We start from the raw sequence: 17,682 nt of genomic DNA on the forward strand, positions 1-17,682 counted from the left end.
AGGTATGGACGGTTTCACCTTCGCGCTTGACAGTGCCGCTTGTAATGGCGGCGCCAATGGCACCTCCCAGTGCAGCTCCCAGCGCCGCGCTTTTGAGTTCCGCGCGATAGTTTGAATACACCGCAAAGTGATACAACCTGGTTGGAGGGACCGATCCAGCACCATACTTTTCCTGCAGACGATGGGAAAACAGCCGGGGGCCGGTTGGGTCTGTGAGGTCCTGGGCCAACCGGAAATAGCCGTAGCGATCACTGGTAATCAGCAGGCTAAAGATTTCGCGAGTGCCTTCGTTCTTGGGGCGCAGGTCTTCGACCGGTGTCCGGGCCGACACCGCGAGGTTCTCGACGGGCAAAGGCACTGGACCGGTGGCGCAGCCCAGCAAGGAGAGGGAAGCCAGGAAAGCCAGCAATAGACGCATGGACATGAACTCCGGTAGTTATCGGCTGATGGCGACAGTCGCCGCCTGCGGGATATTTGGTGCGGTGAGACAGGGTCAATGGTAGGAGGTCAGGCCAACCATTGACCACCGCTTCGACCGAGCGGCAGGACGCTCTATTTCGCGGGCGACRTTGAAACAACGTCCCTGACGATCACCTCCGAGACTGTTCGAACCTGCTTGGGGGTGACGGCTGAGAAAATGCCCTCCCAGGCGCTTGAGGAGGTATTGAAATTTTTGGCTCCGAACGACTTGTTCGAAGGAAGCTCGATGTACTGGGCGTTAACGTCCATGTACGCGTTTCCAACCAGCACGCCCAACACGTATCGCTTCRCCGTGGAGACGTACTTGAAGTCGTTGACAGTTAACCGGACAAGGATCGATGCGTTCGCAGGAATTGCGGTTTCATCCTTGGCAAAGACGAATGGGATCTTCGCGGTTTTTGCGGATTCTGCCAGCGACTCCTGCCATTCGTCCACGAGCGACGGCCAATCAGCGTTGCTTCGTACGGCCTGGCTGCCGCTGACGACCGCGACGAGCGCCCCGGAGAGCGCTTGCGCTCGCGGTGCCGTCGCAGACGGCGAGGATGCCGCAGCCGGTGACTGGGTGACCGTCGCAGCGCAACCCACAAGCGAGGCGATGGCGAGGCAGAGGATGAGGCGTTGGATAAGTTGTTGCATTTGAATGTGTGGGTTGCAGGGAGCGCCCCTGGGCGTACGCGATCATATGGGATGAATACGCACGCACCGCAAACGCGGAGGCCCTGATGCTGAAGCAGCATACCGATCAGAAACCAGGCCCGCCTAGGCCTGTAGGATGGGGCGCTTCCACCGTAGAATGAATGAAGCACCAGCATGAACCCCGCAACATCCGCACAAAAGATCGTCATCGTTGGCGGTGGCGTGATCGGCAGCGCCATCGCGTACTTCCTGGCTTCGCATCCACGCTTTGGCGGCAACATCACGGTGATTGAGCGCGACCCCACTTATACGAAAGCCTCTTCTGCGCTGTCGGCCAGCTCGATTCGCCAGCAGTTTTCACAGCCGGTGAACATTGCGGTGTCGCAATTCGGCATTGATTTTTTACGCAACATCAAACAGCACCTGGCGGTCGATGGTGATGTGCCTGATATTGGTTTGACCGAGCGCGGCTATTTGTACCTGGCCACTGAAGCCGGCGCGGCCACGCTGCAAGAGAATCACGCCACGCAGCGCGCGCACGGTGTTGACGTCGCGCTGCTGACCCCTGCAGAAACCCGGCAACGCTTCCCGTGGCTTCAGGTGGATGACCTCGCGCTGGCGTCGCTCGGCCTTTCGGGCGAAGGCTGGTTTGACGGCTATGGTTTGCTGATGGCCTTCAAGCAAAAGGCGCGCAGCCTGGGCGTGCAGTATGTGAAGGCCGAGGCCGCAGGCTTTGCGCACAGCGCGGGCCGTGTGGCTGCGGTCATGCTGCAAGGGGGCGCGCAGCTGCCCTGCGACTGGGCCGTGAATGCGGCAGGCGCATGGGCGCGACCGCTGCTGGCCGGCACAGGCCTTGACCTGCCGGTGTATGGCCGCAAGCGCTGTGTGTATGCATTTGCCAGCCCCGCGAAGACGCCTGACTGCCCGTTGGTGATTGACCCGAGCGGTTTGTGGTTTCGGCCCGAAGGCGACATCTGGATTTGCGGCCTGCCGCCGGCACAAGACCACAACGATGCGCCGCTGGATGTGGACTACGATCTCTTTGACGAAGCCTGGCTGACACTGGCCAACCGCGTGCCAGGCTTTGAGGCCGTGCGCATGCAACGCGCCTGGGCCGGCTATTACGAATACAACACGCACGACCACAATGCGCTGCTGGGACCACACCCGCACCTGCCCAACCTGCTGCTGGCCAATGGCTTTAGCGGCCACGGGTTGCAGCAGTCACCGGCGGTGGGGCGCGGCCTGGCGGAGTGGATTGCCGAAGGCGGCTACACCAGCCTGGACTTGTCGCCGCTGGCGGTGCAGCGGCTGGTAGAGGGGCGCAGCTTGCTGGAGAAGAACGTGATCTAGGTTKGGTTCACGCCTTCTTCCTTTTTTGCTCCCGAATTGATAGCTGCTTGTGCAGGTAACGCAAGGGCTACAGGCCGATTTTGTATAGATTCGCGCTTACTTTTCGCTGTCCAGGTGGCCCATCTGGTAGGTGTCGTAGCGTGTGCCGGCCACCGCGTCGGCGGGCAGCGCGGCTTCAATGCGCTGCAGGTCTTCGGCGCTGAGCTTGAGCTTCAACGCGCCCAGCGCTTCATCAAGCTGGCCCGGCTTGCGGGAACCGACCAGCGCCACCATGTCGACCCCGAGGGCCTTGCCGCGTGCGATGACCCAGGCAATCGCTATCTGTGATGCCGTGGCGCCCATGCCGGCGGCCAGCTGGTGCAATACATCAACGAGCTGCTGGTTCTTGACGGCGTTGTCTCCGGTGAAGCGCGGCAGGTGGGCGCGGAAGTCACCAGGCCCCGTGGGTTTGGAGCCCGACAGCAACCCGCGTGACAGCACGCCGTAGGGCGTGACGCCGATGCCCAGTTGCTTGAGCACCGGGAAAATTTCTGCCTCGGGCCCGCGGCTGACCAGTGAATATTCAATTTGCAGGTCGCTGATGGGGTGCACGGCGTGCGCCTTGCGGATGGTCTGCACCCCGACTTCGCTAAGCCCGATGTGACGCACATAACCGGCTTTCACCATGTCGGCCATGGCGCCAATGGTGTCTTCGATCGGCACGTTCGGGTCGAGGCGCGCGATGCGATAAATATCGATGTGGTCGGTGCCCAGGCGCTGCAGCGTGTAGGCCAGGAAGTTCTTCACCGCTTCGGGCCGGCCGTCCATGCCGATCCAGCCGGCTGCCGGGTCGCGCAGCGCGCCGAACTTGACGGAGATCAGTGCTTCGTCGCGCCGGCCTTTCAGCGCACGGCCGATCAGCATTTCGTTGTGGCCCATGCCGTAAAAGTCGCCGGTATCGATCAGGTTGACGCCGGCGTCGAGCGCGGCGTGAATCGTGGCGATGCTTTGCGCCTCGTCGTGGGCGCCGTACATGCCCGACATGCCCATGGCGCCCAGGCCAATGGCCGAGACGGATTGCGGGCCRCGAAAGCCCAGGCGGGTGGGGGAAAGGATATTCGTGTTCATGGGGAGCCTTTTCTTAAAAAGTGGATCAGTGTTTGGATGGGCAGATAAGTGAGCAGGTGGATGAACTGTATTGGTTTGAATTAAAAGAATAAACTGCCGTTAAACAAAATAACTGTTAGTGATTTGAAGAACAATAAAGGCCAAAAATCATGAGCGTTGATCGCTACAGGGCGATGGAAGTCTTCACACGCGTGGTGGACCTGGGCAGCTTTACCGCAGCAGCCACCGCGCTGCACATGCCCAAAGCCCGGGTGACGACGGTGGTGCAGGAACTTGAAGCGCACCTGGGGGTGCGCYTGCTGAACCGCACCACGCGCACGCTGAGCCTGACAGACGACGGCGCGCTGTACCACCAGCGCGCGCAGGCCATGGTGCAGGACATGGGCGAGCTGGAAGGCACACTGCGCCGGGCCGTGGCCACGCCGGCCGGGCGGCTGCGAGTGGATGTGCCGGCGGCGGTGGGCCGCCACGTGATCTCACCGGCGCTGCCGGAATTTTTCAAACGCTACCCCGACATGGTGCTGGAACTGGGCAGCACCGACCGACCGGTGGACCTGGTGGCCGAAGGCGTGGACTGCGTGATTCGCGGGGGCCTCGTGCACGACGAAACACTGGTCGCGCGGCCGCTGGGCCGGCTGACGGTAGTGACCTGCGCCGCGCCTTCCTACCTGGCACAGTACGGCACACCCGAGACACTGGAAGACCTGGAGCAGCACCGCTTTGTGAACTTTCATTCCGCCAAGACGGGGCGGGTGTTTCCGTTCGAATTTTCCAGGGACGGCGACGTGCGGCAGATTCACCGCCCGCACTGGGTCAGCTGCAACGACGCCGACAGCCACATGGGCGCGGTGCTGGCCGGCCTGGGTTTGTCGCAACCGCCGCTGACACGCCGCACCTGCGCGCTGCTGGCCAGTGGCGAACTGGTACGCGTGCTGCCCGACTGGCAGCCTGAAGCGCTGCCGATGATGGTGCTGTACCCGCGCAACCGCCACCTGACGGCCAAGGTGCGCGCCTTTGCCGACTGGGTGGCCGAGGTGTTCAAGGCGGAGTTCGCCGCGGGGGCGAAGTTGTACTCGTGAGTACCGCTATCTTTTTGATAGCTGCTAGCGCTTGTTCTTATTGCCCTGGAGGCCGGATTTGCTTGCAAAATCCGCTGTCAGCTGCCCGCCGGAAGCACGTACGCCCTGACATAGTCACCCGCCTTGGTGCCGAGCGAACCGTGGCCGCCAGCGACCACCAACACATATTGCCGGCCGTCGGCGCCGGTGTAGGTCATGGGCGTGGCCTGGCCGCCGGCGGGCAGGCGGCTCTTCCAGATTTCCTTGCCGGTGTTCACGTCGTAAGCGCGCAGGTAGTAGTCCAGCGTGCCGGACAGGAAGGCCACACCGCCCGCCGTGGTCAGGGGCCCACCCAGATTGGGTACGCCCATGCGGAAGGGCAGGGGCACAGGCGACAGGTCGCGCACAGTGCCGTTTTTATGCTGCCAGGCAATGGCGCCCGTGGTCAGGTCGGCGCCGGCCACATAGCCCCAGGGCGGCGCCTGGCACGGTATGCCCAGCGGCGACACGAACGCGCTGAGCTTGACAGCAAAGGGCGCGCCGAAGTTTTCATTGAGCGAGGGCAGGCTGCCTTCGGGCCTCTCCTTGCCCTGCACCATGAGGCTGGTGTCGTCCGTGCGCGGCACGAGTTTGGAGACAAAGGCCAGGTAGGTCGGCGTGGCGAAGACCATCTGCCGCTCCGGGTCCACCGCCACGCCGCCCCAGTTGAACACGCCGAAGTTGCCGGGATAGATCAGCGAGCCTTGCGTGGAAGGCGGCGTGAAGCGGCCCTCATAACGCAGCCGGTGAAAAGCAATGCGGCAATAGAGCTGGTCGAACAGGGTGGCGCCCCACATGTCGCGCTCAGTCAGCGGCGGCGGGTTGAACGACAGGGCCGAGTTCGGCTGGGTGGGCGCGGTGCGGTCACCCTGCGCGGCACCCTGCGGTGCCGTTGTTTCCACAACAGGCAAAAGCGGTGTGCCGGTGCGGCGGTCAAGCACAAAGATCTCGCCCTGCTTGGTGGGCTGGACCAGCGCGGGCACCCGGTTGCCGCCCACGGTAAGGTCTACCAGGCTGGGCTGGGCCGGCACGTCGTAGTCCCACAGGTCGTGGTGCACGGTCTGGAAGTTCCAGCGTACCTTGCCGGTGGCCAGGTCCAGCGCGACGACGGACGACGAATACGTTTCCACCGCGGGGCTGCGCTGCCCGCCCCACTGGTCGGGTGGCTGGTTGCCAAGCGGCACATAGACCATGCCCAGTGCTTCGTCGACGCTGGAGATGGACCAGCTGTTCGGTGAATTGGCGGTGTAGCTCTGCCCTGCCGCAAGCGGTGCGGTGGCGTCGGGCTTGCCCGAGTCCCAGTTCCAGACCAGCGCACCGGTGTTAATGTCGTAAGCGCGGATCACGCCGGACTGCTCTTTGGTGGAAACGTTGTCGAGCACCGTGCCGCCCACGATGATGAGCTTTGATGTGACCACCACCGGTGAGGTGGAGTAGTAAGCGCCGGGCTTTTGGTTGGGCATGCCGGCCCAGAGGTCGATCTGCCCCTTGCCGCCGCCGAATGAGGGGCAGATCTTTCCGGTGTCGGGGTTCAGGGCAATCACGCGGCCGTCTGCCGTGGGCATGAAGAGTTTGGCCGGGCAGTCGATGGACGCGGCGGCAGCTGTCGCAGTCGCAGCGGCAGGTGGCTGGTAAGACAGGCCGCGGCAGGTCAGGTGCTGCAGCGCGAGCTTGCCCTGGATCTCGGGATTGAAGCGCCAGGCTTCCGCGCCGGTGGTGGCGTCCAGCGCAATGACGGACTGGTGCGGCGTGCACAGGAAAAGCCGGTTCCCCACTTTCAGCGGGGTCACCTCGAAGGTAGTTTCTGCCGGGTCACCAGGCTGGCCGCGCATGTCACCGGTTCGGTACTGCCAGGCCAGCCCCAGGTTTTCCACGTTGTCGGGGGTGATCTGGCTCAGCGGCGAATACCGCTGCCCCTGGCCGGTACGCCCGTAGGCATGCCATTCGCCGGTGGGAACGGCATCAGCCGGGCGCGCAGCCGATGCGCCGGTGGGCGGCAGCGGCAACATGCCCGTCACGCGGTTGGCATCATGCAGCCAGGTCGCCACCGAGGCCACAAGAAAAAGCGCCAGCGCGGCGCCCAGCGCCCACTGGCCGGCGCGCACGCCGGATTGGCCCGGCGCTTCGGACTGCATGGCACGGGCAAGCATGGGGGTGAGCAGGAAGAGGCCAATGAGAAACAGCACTCCCCCGCGCGCGGCCAGCGGCCACCAGTCAAGCCCGCCCTCCAACAACGCCCATGCCAGTGTGCCCACCAGCAGGAGCGCATAGGTCCACAATGCTATCGGTCCGTACTGGATCAACAGCACGCCCGTCAATATAAATGCGAGGCCAGCCACCAGGTAATACCAGGAACCTCCCAGCACCACCAGCCAGATGCCCGGCAAGGCCAGCACCCCTCCGATCAGCACGAGCACCAGGCCGGTGAAAAAGGCGGAGCGAAGGCGCGGGATAGCTGACACTTTTTATTCTTCCTGATGCATCCGTACAGGCCCCCAATCTATTCCCACATCGGCCTGCCGCGCGTCAGCCGTGGGCTAACGCAGCTGTAGGCGACGCCAAGAAAACGGCTGCACGCAAACGGATGGATAAGAAAGATACAGAAAGAGATGTCTGCGCGGCGCTGATGCCGCGACACCCGCGCGTCAGCCGGCCGCGCGGGCGCGGCGCGTTTTCCGCGCGGCGGCATGGGGCCGCAGTTCATGCGGCTCCAGGTAAAACTGCGTGTTGCCAACCAGCCGTTCCACCGCCAGGTCGATAAAGGCCCGCGCACGGGCAGGCTGCGCGTTACGGCTGCCGTAGTAGACATAGAGGCCGAGATGCCCGGTGACATGCTGCGTCAACAGCGGCACCAGCCGGCCGGCGCGCACCAGGGGCGCAGCGGTGGCGCCGATCAGCTGGCCGATGGCTTGGCCGGCCACGACAGCACGGGCTTCCAGGTCCACGTCATTGGTGAGGAAGGACGCGGCGACGGTACGGGCCACCACTTCTTCACCCACCTTGAATTCCCAGGGCATGGTCTTGCCGGTGCCCGTGTGGTGAAAGCCCGTGCAGCGGTGCCCGGCCAGGTCTTCGATGGTCTGGGGCGCGCCATGCTGCGCGATGTAGGCGGGTGACGCGCACACCACCAGTTGCAGCGGCAGGATGCGGCGCGAGATGATGCCGCCCGCGGGCGGCGCGCCGGCGCGAAAGCCGACATCGACACGGTCTTCCACCCAGTTGCCGATGCGGTCGTCCATCTGGATATCGGGATCCACCTGCGGGTAGCGGCGGCAGTATTCCTCCAGCACAGGCCACAACACCTCGAGCATGATGGAACGCGGCGCGACGATGCGCAGCGGCCCGGCGATTTCTTCGCGGGTGCGGCGCGCGCCCTGCAACGCCCGCTGCAGCGTCGAAAGGCCGGGCTGCGCGGCCTGCAGGAACTGCTCGCCTTCTTCGGTGAGGCTCAGGCTGCGCGTGGTGCGGTGAAAAAGGCGCACCCCCAGATGCTGTTCGAGCTGGACCAGCGCCTGGCTGGCGGCCTGCGGCGTGATGGCCTGTGCGGCGGCGGCCTGGCGCAGGCTGCCGAGTTCGGCGGCCCTGACGAAAGTGGAAACGGCGCGCAATTCATTGAAGGCCATGGCGGCTCCTGGCGGTTTTACGGGGAGCAAGCCCCTAATTGTCACGATTAGCTTGATTATGAACTCACCGATTGTGGGCTATTCAACACTTAATCAAAAACCTACATTGCCCTCCTCAGCAACATTTTTTAGGGGCAAGACCATGAATGCAAAGATTGACTTCAAACGTATCTGGATGATCACCGGCGCGGCGCGCGGCATTGGCGCGCGCATTGCCGAAGCGGCGCTGGCGCACGGTGACGCGGTGGTGGCGACTTCGCGCGACGCCGCCTCAGTGCAAAAAAGATTTCCCGCCAGCGCTGCGCTGCTGGCATTGCCGCTGGATGTGACCGACGAAGCACAGGCGGCGGCCGCCGTGCAAGCCGCGTTGGCACGTTTTGGCCGCATCGACGTGCTGGTCAACAACGCGGGCTATGGCCTGCTGGGCGCGGTGGAAGAAGCCACCGGCGACGAGGTGCGGCGCCTGTACGAAACCAATGTGTTCGGCCTGCTGAACGTGACACGCGCTGTGCTGCCGGCCATGCGTGCGCGCCGCAGCGGCCACGTCATCAACATCTCGTCGCTGGGTGGTTACCAGTCGGGCCCGGGCTTTGGCGTGTACTGCTCAACCAAGTTTGCGGTGGAAGGCCTGACCGAAGCGCTGCATGGCGAACTGGCACCGCTGGGCATTCACGTCACCACCGTGGAGCCCGGTTACTTCCGCACCGACTTCCTGGACAACGCCTCACTTGCGGTGTCGCCGCGCATTCTGGACGACTACGCCCAAAGCGCAGGCAGGGTGCGCGAAGCTGCTAAAGAGATCAACCACAACCAGGCGGGCAACCCGCTGCGCCTGGCGCAGGCGATGCTGAAGCTGGTGGAGGCCGACACCCCACCGCTGCGCCTGCCGATGGGCACCGACACGCTGAAAGTGATTGCAGACAAGCATGCGTTTGTGGAGGCCGAGGTGAAGGCCTGGAAGGCGCTGTCGGCTTCGACGGATTTTCCGAAAGAAGCGCTGATGGCCTGAGTTTTTCAATGTCCTGTTGACTTGGCCCCTGGGTCCGCCTTCATGATGCTGAAAGTTCAAAAGCAATGCTGAAGCAACCCAGAGGTCTCTCATGAATTCTCCCCGCGCACACCCAGGCGCCTCCGAAGCGGCCAGGCGGCTTGGCGTATCGATCAAAGCCTTGCGGCTGTATGAACAGCGCGGCCTGGTAACACCGGAGCGCGCCGCCACCGGCTACCGGATTTATGGTCCCGACGCGATGGCGCGTGCCGCCGAGGTGGTGACGCTGCGCAAGTTGGGCCTGAGCCTGGCTCAGGTGGCAGAGGCTTTTGTGGGTGACCCGCAAAGCCTGGAGCCTGCGCTTGCCTTGCACGAGGTGGCGCTCGAATCGCAAGTGAGCGAACTCGTAGACACGATAGGCAAGGTCCGCACGTTGCGTGCGGACCTTCTTCGCGGCAGGGCGCCGGGCCAGGGGGAGCTGGCGCGTGTGCTTCATCCTTATGCCAAATTCAGCGTGGGTTTTGAGTTGCCCTGGCCCTGGGGCGGCGAGTGGTTTGAGCTTGCCGGCATACGCCCACTGAACTACATCATCGGGCCGCTTGGCAGCGGCAAGACTCGTTTGGCGATGCTGCTGGCTGAGCGGCTGCCGAATGCGGTCTTTCTGGGTTTGGACCGGCTGGACAACACGGACAAGGATGCTGCATTGAAGCAGCGTGTTGACAGGACACTGGCGTGGCTGGTGGATGAAGGAGCTGTAGCCTCGGAAGCACTGACCGCGCTGCTGGCGGGACTGGAAGCCGAAGGGCCCGCCGTCTTTGTGGTCGACATGGTGGAGCAAGGGCTGGACCAGGCCACGCAGGAAGCGCTCATCATCTACCTGCGCCAACGCGCCGGGCTTGGCGCACGCCCGCTTTTCCTGATGACACGTTCGTCGTCGATTCTGGATCTGGCGGCGATGGGCGCGGAGGAAGCCGTCATCCTTTGCCCGGCCAACCACAGCCCGCCGGTTCGCGTCGCGCCCTATCCCGGCGCGCCGGGCTACGAGGCGGTGATGACCTGCCTGGCGACACCGGAGGTCAGGGCACGCACGGCGGGCATGGTGGCCACGATTCCCAAAAAGGCTTGACGGTTCAGCGTCGTTTTCACGCGGCGCAGCGCACCAGTTTCTTCGCTGGCCACATTCGCACCACCAGTGCTGCCGCACCCGATACCGCGGCCATCACGCACACGCCCTGCCAGCCGGCGTGCGCCAGCACCACGCTACCCAGCCACGCACCGCCGGCCATGCCGCTGAACATGCCGATGAACAGCACCGCATTGAGCCGGCTGCGCGCGGCGGGTTCAATGCCGTAGACGATGGTCTGGTGAGCAATCAGCGTGGCCTGCGCGCCCAGGTCAAACACCACTGCACCCAGCGCAATGAGCCACAGCTGGTTGGGGCCACAGGCCATGGCGATGAAAGCGGCGGCGACCAGCACAGCGCCCAGCCGGGTGACGACTTCAGGGCCTTTGCTGTCGGCGATGCGGCCGGCCAGCGGTGCTGCGAGCGCACCGGCGGCACCGGCCACACCGAAGGCGCCAGCGGCGCCGCTGCCCAGGTTGAAGGGCTCGGCGTGCAGCATGATGGCCAGCGTGGACCAGAAGGCGCTGAAGCCGATGCTGATCAGGCCCTGTGCGGTGGCCGCGCGGCGCAGCGCGCCGTGGCGCTTCCACAGCGTGGCAAGCGAGCCTAGCAGCGCCAGGTAGGGCAGCTGCGTGGTCGGCTCAAAGCGCGGCAGCCGCCGCCACACCGCCACGCCCAGCAGCGCAATGCTGAGGGCCGCGCCCACAAACATGCTGCGCCAGCCGAACTGCTCAGCCACGACGCCGGCCACCACGCGCGACAGCAGGATGCCCAGCAACAGGCCGGTCATCACCGTGCCCACGGTTTTGCCGCGACGGGCTTCGGGTGCGAGTGTGGCGGCGGCCGGCACGATGTCTTGCGCCAGCGTGGCCGCAAGACCGATCGCGAGGCTGGCCAGTGCGAGCACCGCCACGGACGGCGCGGCGGCGGCGAGCAGCAACGCCAGCACCAGAGCGGCGGCCTTGCCGAGGATGATGCGCCGGCGGTCATAGCGATCGCCCAGCGGCGCGAGGAGTCCTATGCCCAGCGCATAACCGAGCGTGGTCAGCGTGGGCACCAGGCCGATGGCGGCGGGCGTGGACTGGAACTCAGCAAGCAGCAAGGCCAGCATGGGCTGGCTGTAATAGAGCGAGGCTGCGGCCAGGCCGGCACCGGTGGCGAGCAGGAGAATCAATGGGAACGGCAAGCCGGGCCCGGTTTGGTCATGCGTATTAGCTGTAGAAGTCATGAGGAAAATCCCGATTTGAGGCAGGACGCGAGTATGCGGGTGAGGTTTTGCGCTGTGAAGGCTGCTATTGGGCACAATGGTCATACGCAAAACGCATAAGTAACCTGGGGTACCTCATGAAAACCGCACCGGACCGGATCGAACTCATGCAGACCTTTGTGCGCATCGTGGAGGCGGGCAGCCTGTCCGCCGCCGCAGCGCAGATGAACGCCACRCAACCCACAGTCAGCCGGCGCCTTCAGGCGCTGGAACGTTCGCTGGGCCTGAAGCTGCTGCAGCGCTCCACCCACGCGATGAAACTGACGGAGGGTGGCGAGCGCTGCTTTGCCCGTGCCAAGGAGCTGCTGGGCAACTGGGGGGCTTTTGAGGCCGACCTGCGCGGCACACAGGAAGTGCCGGAGGGCACGCTGCGTGTGGTGGTACCGCATGCGCTGGGCCAGCAGCAGCTGGTGGGGCCGGTGGTCGACTATTTGCGGCGCCACGAACGCGTCACGGTGGAGTGGCTGCTGCATGACGGCACGCCCGACTTCATCACGCAGGGCATCGACTGCGCGGTGCATGTGGGCACGGTGGAAGACCCCTCCCTGGTGGCTGTGAAGATCGCTGAAGTCCGGCGCATCGTGGTGGCAGCGCCCTCATTGCTGCAAGACAAACCGCCGCCGCTGCATCCCACCGGTCTGCAGGCCCTGCCCTGGCTGGCCCTGCAAACGTTCTACCGCAACGAGGTGGTGCTGATCCGCCGCCACGCCGACCAGCGCCGCGAAGAACACCGCTTTGCGATACGGCCGCGCCTGGGCACGGACAGCCTGTTTGCCCTGCGCAACGCCACGCTGCTGGGCCTGGGTGCGAGCATCGCTTCGACCTGGCTGGTGGCGGGCGACGTGGCCGAGGGCCGGCTGCTGCATCTGGCGCCGCAGTGGTGTGCCGAGCCCCTGCCGGTCTACCTGATCTACCCCTATTCGAATTTTTATCCGGCCAAGCTGCGCCGCTTTATCGAAGCACTGCGCGAGGGATTGCCCAAGGGCATGGGCCTGCCGGCCCGCGAGGACGGGGCCGGCGCAGCCTGATCGCAGCGCCTGGGAGAGGTCAGGCGCCGGCCGTGTTGCCGGCCTGCTCTTGCAGCCATGAGGCAAACGCTTCAACGGCGCGATTGCTGTGGGCGGCAGCTGATCGTTGGCAAAGGTAATACCCGCGCGAGATCAGGACCCGGGTGTCGAAGGGCAGGACCAGCTTGCCGCTTTCGAGTTCGCTCTCAATCAGGCACGGCTGGATGACGATGGCTCCCATGCCGGCGCATGCCGCGACGATGAGGTTGTTGCCCAGATCGAACCCCGGGCCCAATGCTGGCTTGGGCTGCTTTAAACCTGCACCCTCCATCCATACGGCCCAGTTGTCGGGGTAGTTGATGTGATGAAGAAGGGTATGTGCGGCGAGATCCCGCGGATGCTGAATGCTTCGCGCAAGTGCGGGCGTGCAGGCGGGCGTGATCTCGTTGCCCAGCAGATAGCGTCCGCGGATACCGCGTGGCCACCTCCTTCCGGGACGCCTGAGCGCGATCCACAGGTCCACGTCGTCGCGCTTGAAGTCTTCGTCGAAATGAAATTGGCGCAGCTCCACCTCAACATTGGGATTCAAGGACTTGAATTGCGCGAGCCTGGGGACCAGCCAGCGCGTTCCGAGGGTTGGTATGACGCTCACCCGCACTTTGTGTTGCAATGACTCTCCGCCGAACTGGGTGACCGCCGCCTCCAGCCCGGCGACATGGGTTTCGACCAGCTTCTGGAATTCGCGCCCGCGGACTGTGGGCACAACGCCCGCCTGCTGACGGTCGAACAGGCTGCAGCCGAGCCGTTGTTCCAGGCGCAGGATGGCCTGGCTGACGGCGCCCTGCGTGACAGAGAGAACTTCCGCCGCGCGGCGAAAACTCCCCAATTGGCAGACCCCAAGAAACGCGTGCAGTTCGGCCAGCGACGGCGACTTGAATTTCATGGCCCTATTAGATCATCTAATCAGCAGCTTTGAAATTGTCGTTTGTCGCGCAGCACTCGCGGCGCCACACTACCCGCCATGAGCCAAACCATGTCCCGCGCCGAACCCGTCAAAGTCGTCCGACCCGTCGTTGATCCCATCGCACTGGTGTGCGACTCCCCCCACAGCGGCACCTACTATCCGCAGGACTTCGATTTTTCCATTGAATTGCAGCAACTGCGGCAGTGCGAAGACACGCTGATCGAGCAGCTTTGGGACGCGGCGCCGCTGGTCGGCGCGACGCTGGTGCACGCGACGTTTCCGCGCAGCTATATCGACCCCAACCGCAGCGAGGACGACATCGACCTTGCGATGCTGGACGGAGAGTGGGCTGAGCCAGTGGCCCCTTCTCAACCCTGCCTGCGGCTGGGTAACGGCCTGGTGTTCAGCAAGACTCCGACACTACAGCCGATCTACAGCCGCCGGCTTCATGCCAACGAAATCAAACACCGGATTGAAAGCTGCTGGCGGCCGTATCGCCATGCGCTGGAGGACGCGCTGGCCCAGTCAAGCACCCCGCAGGGTGAACGGTGGCACCTCAACCTCCATTCCATGCCGAGCAACGCGTATGTGCGCCTGGGGTTGCCGGACAAGCCGCTGGCCGACATCGTGCTGGGCAACCTGCATGGCGCCAGCTGCAGCGCGGCTTTCGCTGACTTCGTCGGGGACGAGTTCAAGCGGCAAGGCTACACCGTCGCACTGAACGACCCCTATGCGGGGCAAGACCTGGTGCGCACTCTTGGCCGGCCCGCACACGGACAGCACAGCCTGCAGATCGAAATCAACAGGTCGCTCTACCTCAACGAAACAACACGCGAGCCGAAGCGGCAGTTTCCTGAACTCAAGAAGCGCATTCACMTGGTGCTGCAGGCCATCGCGGGGTACATCAGGGAAGAAACCACCCACCCGAAACGCCACGTCAACATCAAGGACACAGCATGATCACCATCCCAAGCCGTCGGAAATTCCTGGGCATAGCGGCCGGCGCGGCGAGCGCGGTGGCGTGCCCGGCATTCAGCCAGCCGCAGGCTTACCCGAGCCGTCCCATTACCCTCATCGTGCCGTTCCCGCCGGGCGGGGCGGTGGACATCTCAGCACGCGCCATGGCCGACAAACTGGGCAGGCTGCTGGGCCAGCCGGTCGTGATCGACAACAAGGCCGGCGCAGGTGGCGCCATTGGCACCGGCATTGTTGCAAAGGCCGCGCCCGATGGCTATACGCTGGTCGTCACTTCGCAGTCGACCCATGTGGTCAATCCGGCGGTGTCACCCAACCTGCCTTATGACGCAGTGAACGATTTCGCCTACATCACGCTGATCGACAGGCTGCCGAACGTGCTGGTCGCCAGCGCCAAGCTCCCGGTCAAGACCTTTGCCGAATTTGTACGCTACGCCAAGGCCAACCCCGGCAAATTGAACTACGCATCGTCGGGCAACGGCTCGGTGGCACACCTGAGCATGGAGCTGCTCAAGTCGAAGCTGGGCCTGTTCATCACGCACATTCCCTACCGGGGCGCCGGACCGGCACTGACGGATCTGCTCTCGGGGCAGGTTCAGCTGACGTGGAACAACCTGCCCTCCAACCTGGCCATGCTGCAGAGCGGAAGCCTGCGCGCACTGGCCGTCGCCTCGCCGCTGCGCGCACCGCAGTTGCCTGATGTTCCCACCTTCGACGAACTCAAGCTGCCCGACCTGAACCTCACGTCGTGGACGGGGCTGGCAGCGCCGGCAAAAACGCCGGAGGCCATCATCCAGAAACTCTACGACGCGGTACGCACCATTCTTCGCGACAAGGACACGCTGGAAGCCTGGCGCAAACGCGGTGCGATGCTGYCCGAGAACGTGCGCCCCGCCGAATACCGGCAGGAAGTCATTCAACGCATCCGGTTCTTCAAGGATGTCGCTCAGGCCAACAAGATTGTTCTGGAATAGCCGCGCATGAACCTTCACCACCCCACCACGCTGCCGCAGCCAGACGGTTGACGCGCACATACACGCACCTGTGAGTTGCTGCCCCGTGGAAGACGAAATCTTCTCGGGCCTGGGCGAACTTTGCCCGCGAATATCCATACGGCGGTGATTGGGCTCCCGCTATCTATAGAAAACTTTGAGGAGTGAGGAATGAATTACAAGATGATCTGCCTGGCAGCGGTTGCTGCCGGTGCAATAGCACCCGTTGCCGCGTTGGCGCAAAGCACGGTAACGATCTACGGGAAGATGGATACGAGCTTCGAGAACTCGAAGACCGGCTCGGTCTCGCAGACGCTCATCACGGGCAACGCGTCCCGGTTCGGCTTCAAGGGAACCGAGGACCTGGGCGGAGGGCTCAAGGCCTTCTTCGGGATCGAGGCTGCGATCTCTTCCGACACCGGGGCGACGACCTCGCCGATGTACCGCAATTCGTTCGTGGGAATTGGCGGCGACTTCGGTGTGGTCAACATCGGGCGCATTGACTCGGCCGCGCCCAGCCGCACGCCGATCTATGCGATCCTGGGCCGCAACGTGGAGTACGTCATCCATGACGCCGGCGCCACCGCGATTGGCTCCTCCATCTTCAATGCACGCACCCGGGTGTCCAATGCCATCGGCTACGCCAGCCCGGTGATCAGCAACTTCGTTTTCCGCGCCGGCCATTACTTCAATGGTGAAGGCCTGCCGGAAACCGCGGCCGGCCCGGTCCGCTTTGAAAGCGACTACAAGCAGACCGAYGTCTCGCTGAGCTACGGCGAAGGCGGCGGCCCGCTGGGCCTGGGSGTCGGCTACGGAAGGGACAGCAAACGCGGCGGCGCCYTGCTCAATGATTTCAGGAACAAGTGGATGCTGGTGGGCTCCTACGACTTCGGCGAGATCCGGGCCTGGGCGGTTTACAACCGTGACAACTTTGAGGGCAATGCGCTGTCGCGCAGCAAGGTGGCGGCGCAGATGATCGGCGCTTCGTGGGACATCACGCCCAGCAGCAAGRTCATGGCCAACTACATCCGCAAGGATGTCCAGAGCGATCCTGCGGCCAAGCTCAAGCGCTTYCAGGCGGGCTACTCCTACAAGATGAGCAATCGCACTTCGCTGTACGGCTTCTATGACCGCTCGGACCCGAACAACCGCGTTGCCAATGACGTGATCCGTGTTTACGGGGTCGGCATTCAGCAYAACTTCTGAGCGCACAAAGGCACGCGATCAGTATCTCGTCCGCAAAGCCCGCCTCCGGCGGGCTTTTGTCATCAATGCACCGGCCAAGCCTTAGGCAAATTCAATCAATGGGTGTCAACTCCCCTTAGTCCCCGCACAGGCCCTTTTCAACCATGTCCAGCAGGCGCTCGCCGATCTGCTGCATCTGCGGGCCGATGAGGGGGCCCAGCGGGCCGTCAATCACCAGCATGGCCAGGCCGTGTACCGCCGACCAGGCGAGGAACTCAGCCCCGGGGCGGCGCTCGGGCGGCAACACGCCGGCGCCCACAAGTTTGTCGAGCGCGGCACCCAACAACTCGAAGGGGTCCAGGCCGCTTTCCCCTTTGCGCTCGGTGTCTGCCGGCGCGCCCTGGGCTCTTTCTTTCAGATCATCCGAGGGGCCAAAGGCCGTACGGAACAACCCGCTCTCTGCCTGCGCAAACCGCAAATAGCCGGCGCCAACCGCGCGCACGTTGGCGCGGGCGAATTCGGCTGGCGGCAAACCCTGGGGCAGCGCAGCCAGTTCGGCCTCCATCGCGCGGGCCACGGCCGCCAGCGCGGCTGAACGAACCGCATACAGCAAAGCTTGGCGGTTTTCAAAATGGCGGTAGGCCGCATTAGGCGCAACGCCCGCGCGGCGCGTGGCTTCGCGCAACACCACAGCCTCGGGCCCGCCGGCGCGGGCCAGTTCCACCCCGGCCTCCAGCAAGGCACGCCGCAGGTCCCCGTGGCGGTAAGTGCTGCGGGGCGGCGGGACTGGCTGGGAGGGAGGCGCGGTCGACATGGCTTGTTACTTATTTATGTGGACAGTGTTCATTATCTTTGCTATTCTTTTGTGGACGGTGTACACAATAC

The 17,682-nt window shown here is 64.1% G+C and carries 16 protein-coding genes; 8 read left to right on the forward strand and 8 right to left on the reverse strand.

Features of this window, described 5'->3' with window-relative positions; all coding sequences use genetic code 11:
• Window positions 1–418: hypothetical protein (locus AC1D1P_RS02955; RefSeq protein WP_477672039.1), on the reverse strand; the 418-nt coding region annotated here is incomplete at its 3' end.
• Between the two features lie 134 nt (window positions 419–552).
• Window positions 553–1,116, reverse strand: a complete 564-nt coding sequence (locus tag AC1D1P_RS02960) for a hypothetical protein (RefSeq protein WP_477672040.1) — start codon at window positions 1,114–1,116, stop codon at window positions 553–555.
• 174 nt (window positions 1,117–1,290) lie between these two features.
• Between AC1D1P_RS02960 and AC1D1P_RS02965 the strand changes: the two genes are divergently transcribed.
• The gene (locus AC1D1P_RS02965) at window positions 1,291–2,469 is read left to right on the forward strand and encodes an NAD(P)/FAD-dependent oxidoreductase (protein ID WP_477672041.1); all 1,179 of its coding nucleotides are present in this window, start codon (window positions 1,291–1,293) and stop codon (window positions 2,467–2,469) included.
• Between the two features lie 96 nt (window positions 2,470–2,565).
• On the opposite strand, the gene AC1D1P_RS02970 is transcribed toward AC1D1P_RS02965, so the two are convergent.
• Window positions 2,566–3,576, reverse strand: a complete 1,011-nt coding sequence (locus AC1D1P_RS02970) for an aldo/keto reductase (protein WP_477672042.1) — start codon at window positions 3,574–3,576, stop codon at window positions 2,566–2,568.
• A 149-nt stretch (window positions 3,577–3,725) separates the two neighbouring features.
• On the opposite strand from AC1D1P_RS02970, the gene AC1D1P_RS02975 reads away from it, so the two are divergent.
• Window positions 3,726–4,655 carry a LysR family transcriptional regulator gene (locus tag AC1D1P_RS02975; RefSeq protein ID WP_477672043.1) on the forward strand — a complete coding sequence of 310 codons (930 nt, stop codon included), beginning with the start codon at window positions 3,726–3,728 and terminating at the stop codon, window positions 4,653–4,655.
• A gap of 77 nt (window positions 4,656–4,732) precedes the next feature.
• Here AC1D1P_RS02975 and AC1D1P_RS02980 read toward each other — a convergent pair whose 3' ends face one another.
• Together AC1D1P_RS02980 and AC1D1P_RS02985 are read right to left on the reverse strand one after the other, a co-directional pair.
• Window positions 4,733–7,135 (reverse strand): glucose/quinate/shikimate family membrane-bound PQQ-dependent dehydrogenase, encoded by a 2,403-nt coding sequence (locus AC1D1P_RS02980; protein WP_477672044.1) that lies wholly within the window; start codon window positions 7,133–7,135, stop codon window positions 4,733–4,735.
• Window positions 7,136–7,318: 183 nt separating this feature from the next.
• Complete coding sequence (locus tag AC1D1P_RS02985; RefSeq protein WP_477672045.1) at window positions 7,319–8,296, reverse strand: LysR family transcriptional regulator; 978 nt, start codon at window positions 8,294–8,296, stop codon at window positions 7,319–7,321.
• Window positions 8,297–8,438: 142 nt separating this feature from the next.
• Here AC1D1P_RS02985 and AC1D1P_RS02990 point away from each other — a divergent pair, with 142 nt between their 5' ends.
• Window positions 8,439–9,305, forward strand: a complete 867-nt coding sequence (locus AC1D1P_RS02990; RefSeq protein WP_477670505.1) for an oxidoreductase — start codon at window positions 8,439–8,441, stop codon at window positions 9,303–9,305.
• Between the two features lie 91 nt (window positions 9,306–9,396).
• Complete coding sequence (locus AC1D1P_RS02995; RefSeq protein ID WP_477670504.1) at window positions 9,397–10,410, forward strand: MerR family transcriptional regulator; 1,014 nt, start codon at window positions 9,397–9,399, stop codon at window positions 10,408–10,410.
• A 16-nt stretch (window positions 10,411–10,426) separates the two neighbouring features.
• Here AC1D1P_RS02995 and AC1D1P_RS03000 read toward each other — a convergent pair whose 3' ends face one another.
• Window positions 10,427–11,635 (reverse strand): MFS transporter, encoded by a 1,209-nt coding sequence (locus tag AC1D1P_RS03000; RefSeq protein ID WP_477670503.1) that lies wholly within the window; start codon window positions 11,633–11,635, stop codon window positions 10,427–10,429.
• 116 nt (window positions 11,636–11,751) lie between these two features.
• On the opposite strand from AC1D1P_RS03000, the gene AC1D1P_RS03005 reads away from it, so the two are divergent.
• Entirely contained in the window at window positions 11,752–12,702 is a 951-nt protein-coding gene (locus AC1D1P_RS03005; protein ID WP_477672046.1) for a LysR family transcriptional regulator, read from the forward strand.
• 19 nt (window positions 12,703–12,721) lie between these two features.
• Here AC1D1P_RS03005 and AC1D1P_RS03010 read toward each other — a convergent pair whose 3' ends face one another.
• Window positions 12,722–13,624, reverse strand: coding sequence for a LysR substrate-binding domain-containing protein (locus AC1D1P_RS03010; RefSeq protein WP_477672047.1), 903 nt, complete (start codon window positions 13,622–13,624; stop codon window positions 12,722–12,724).
• 78 nt (window positions 13,625–13,702) lie between these two features.
• On the opposite strand from AC1D1P_RS03010, the gene AC1D1P_RS03015 reads away from it, so the two are divergent.
• From AC1D1P_RS03015 to AC1D1P_RS03025, 3 genes are all read left to right on the forward strand, one after another.
• Window positions 13,703–14,605: an N-formylglutamate amidohydrolase gene (locus AC1D1P_RS03015; protein WP_477672048.1), complete on the forward strand. Its 903-nt coding sequence runs from the start codon at window positions 13,703–13,705 to the stop codon at window positions 14,603–14,605.
• Entirely contained in the window at window positions 14,602–15,594 is a 993-nt protein-coding gene (locus tag AC1D1P_RS03020; protein ID WP_477672049.1) for a Bug family tripartite tricarboxylate transporter substrate binding protein, read from the forward strand. The genes AC1D1P_RS03015 and AC1D1P_RS03020 overlap by 4 nt, the downstream gene beginning before the upstream one ends.
• A gap of 189 nt (window positions 15,595–15,783) precedes the next feature.
• Entirely contained in the window at window positions 15,784–16,818 is a 1,035-nt protein-coding gene (locus tag AC1D1P_RS03025; protein ID WP_477672050.1) for a porin, read from the forward strand.
• 115 nt (window positions 16,819–16,933) lie between these two features.
• Here AC1D1P_RS03025 and AC1D1P_RS03030 read toward each other — a convergent pair whose 3' ends face one another.
• A complete protein-coding gene (locus AC1D1P_RS03030; protein WP_477670497.1) occupies window positions 16,934–17,611 on the reverse strand; it encodes a TetR/AcrR family transcriptional regulator in 678 nt (225 codons plus the stop codon).
• Window positions 17,612–17,682 lie beyond the last annotated feature (71 nt).

The organism is Polaromonas sp. P1_E1_2, from assembly GCF_056406035.1.

Excerpts from the sequence above, each read along its gene's own strand:
- AC1D1P_RS02965 (WP_477672041.1), top strand. The coding sequence starts at position 1,291 with ATGAACCCCGCAACATCCGCACAAAAGATCGTCATCGTTGGCGGTGGC.
- AC1D1P_RS02985 (WP_477672045.1), bottom strand. The coding sequence starts at position 8,296 with ATGGCCTTCAATGAATTGCGCGCCGTTTCCACTTTCGTCAGGGCCGCC.
- AC1D1P_RS02990 (WP_477670505.1), top strand. The coding sequence starts at position 8,439 with ATGAATGCAAAGATTGACTTCAAACGTATCTGGATGATCACCGGCGCG.
- AC1D1P_RS02995 (WP_477670504.1), top strand. The coding sequence starts at position 9,397 with ATGAATTCTCCCCGCGCACACCCAGGCGCCTCCGAAGCGGCCAGGCGG.
- AC1D1P_RS03000 (WP_477670503.1), bottom strand. The coding sequence starts at position 11,635 with ATGACTTCTACAGCTAATACGCATGACCAAACCGGGCCCGGCTTGCCG.
- AC1D1P_RS03010 (WP_477672047.1), bottom strand. The coding sequence starts at position 13,624 with ATGAAATTCAAGTCGCCGTCGCTGGCCGAACTGCACGCGTTTCTTGGG.
- AC1D1P_RS03030 (WP_477670497.1), bottom strand. The coding sequence starts at position 17,611 with ATGTCGACCGCGCCTCCCTCCCAGCCAGTCCCGCCGCCCCGCAGCACT.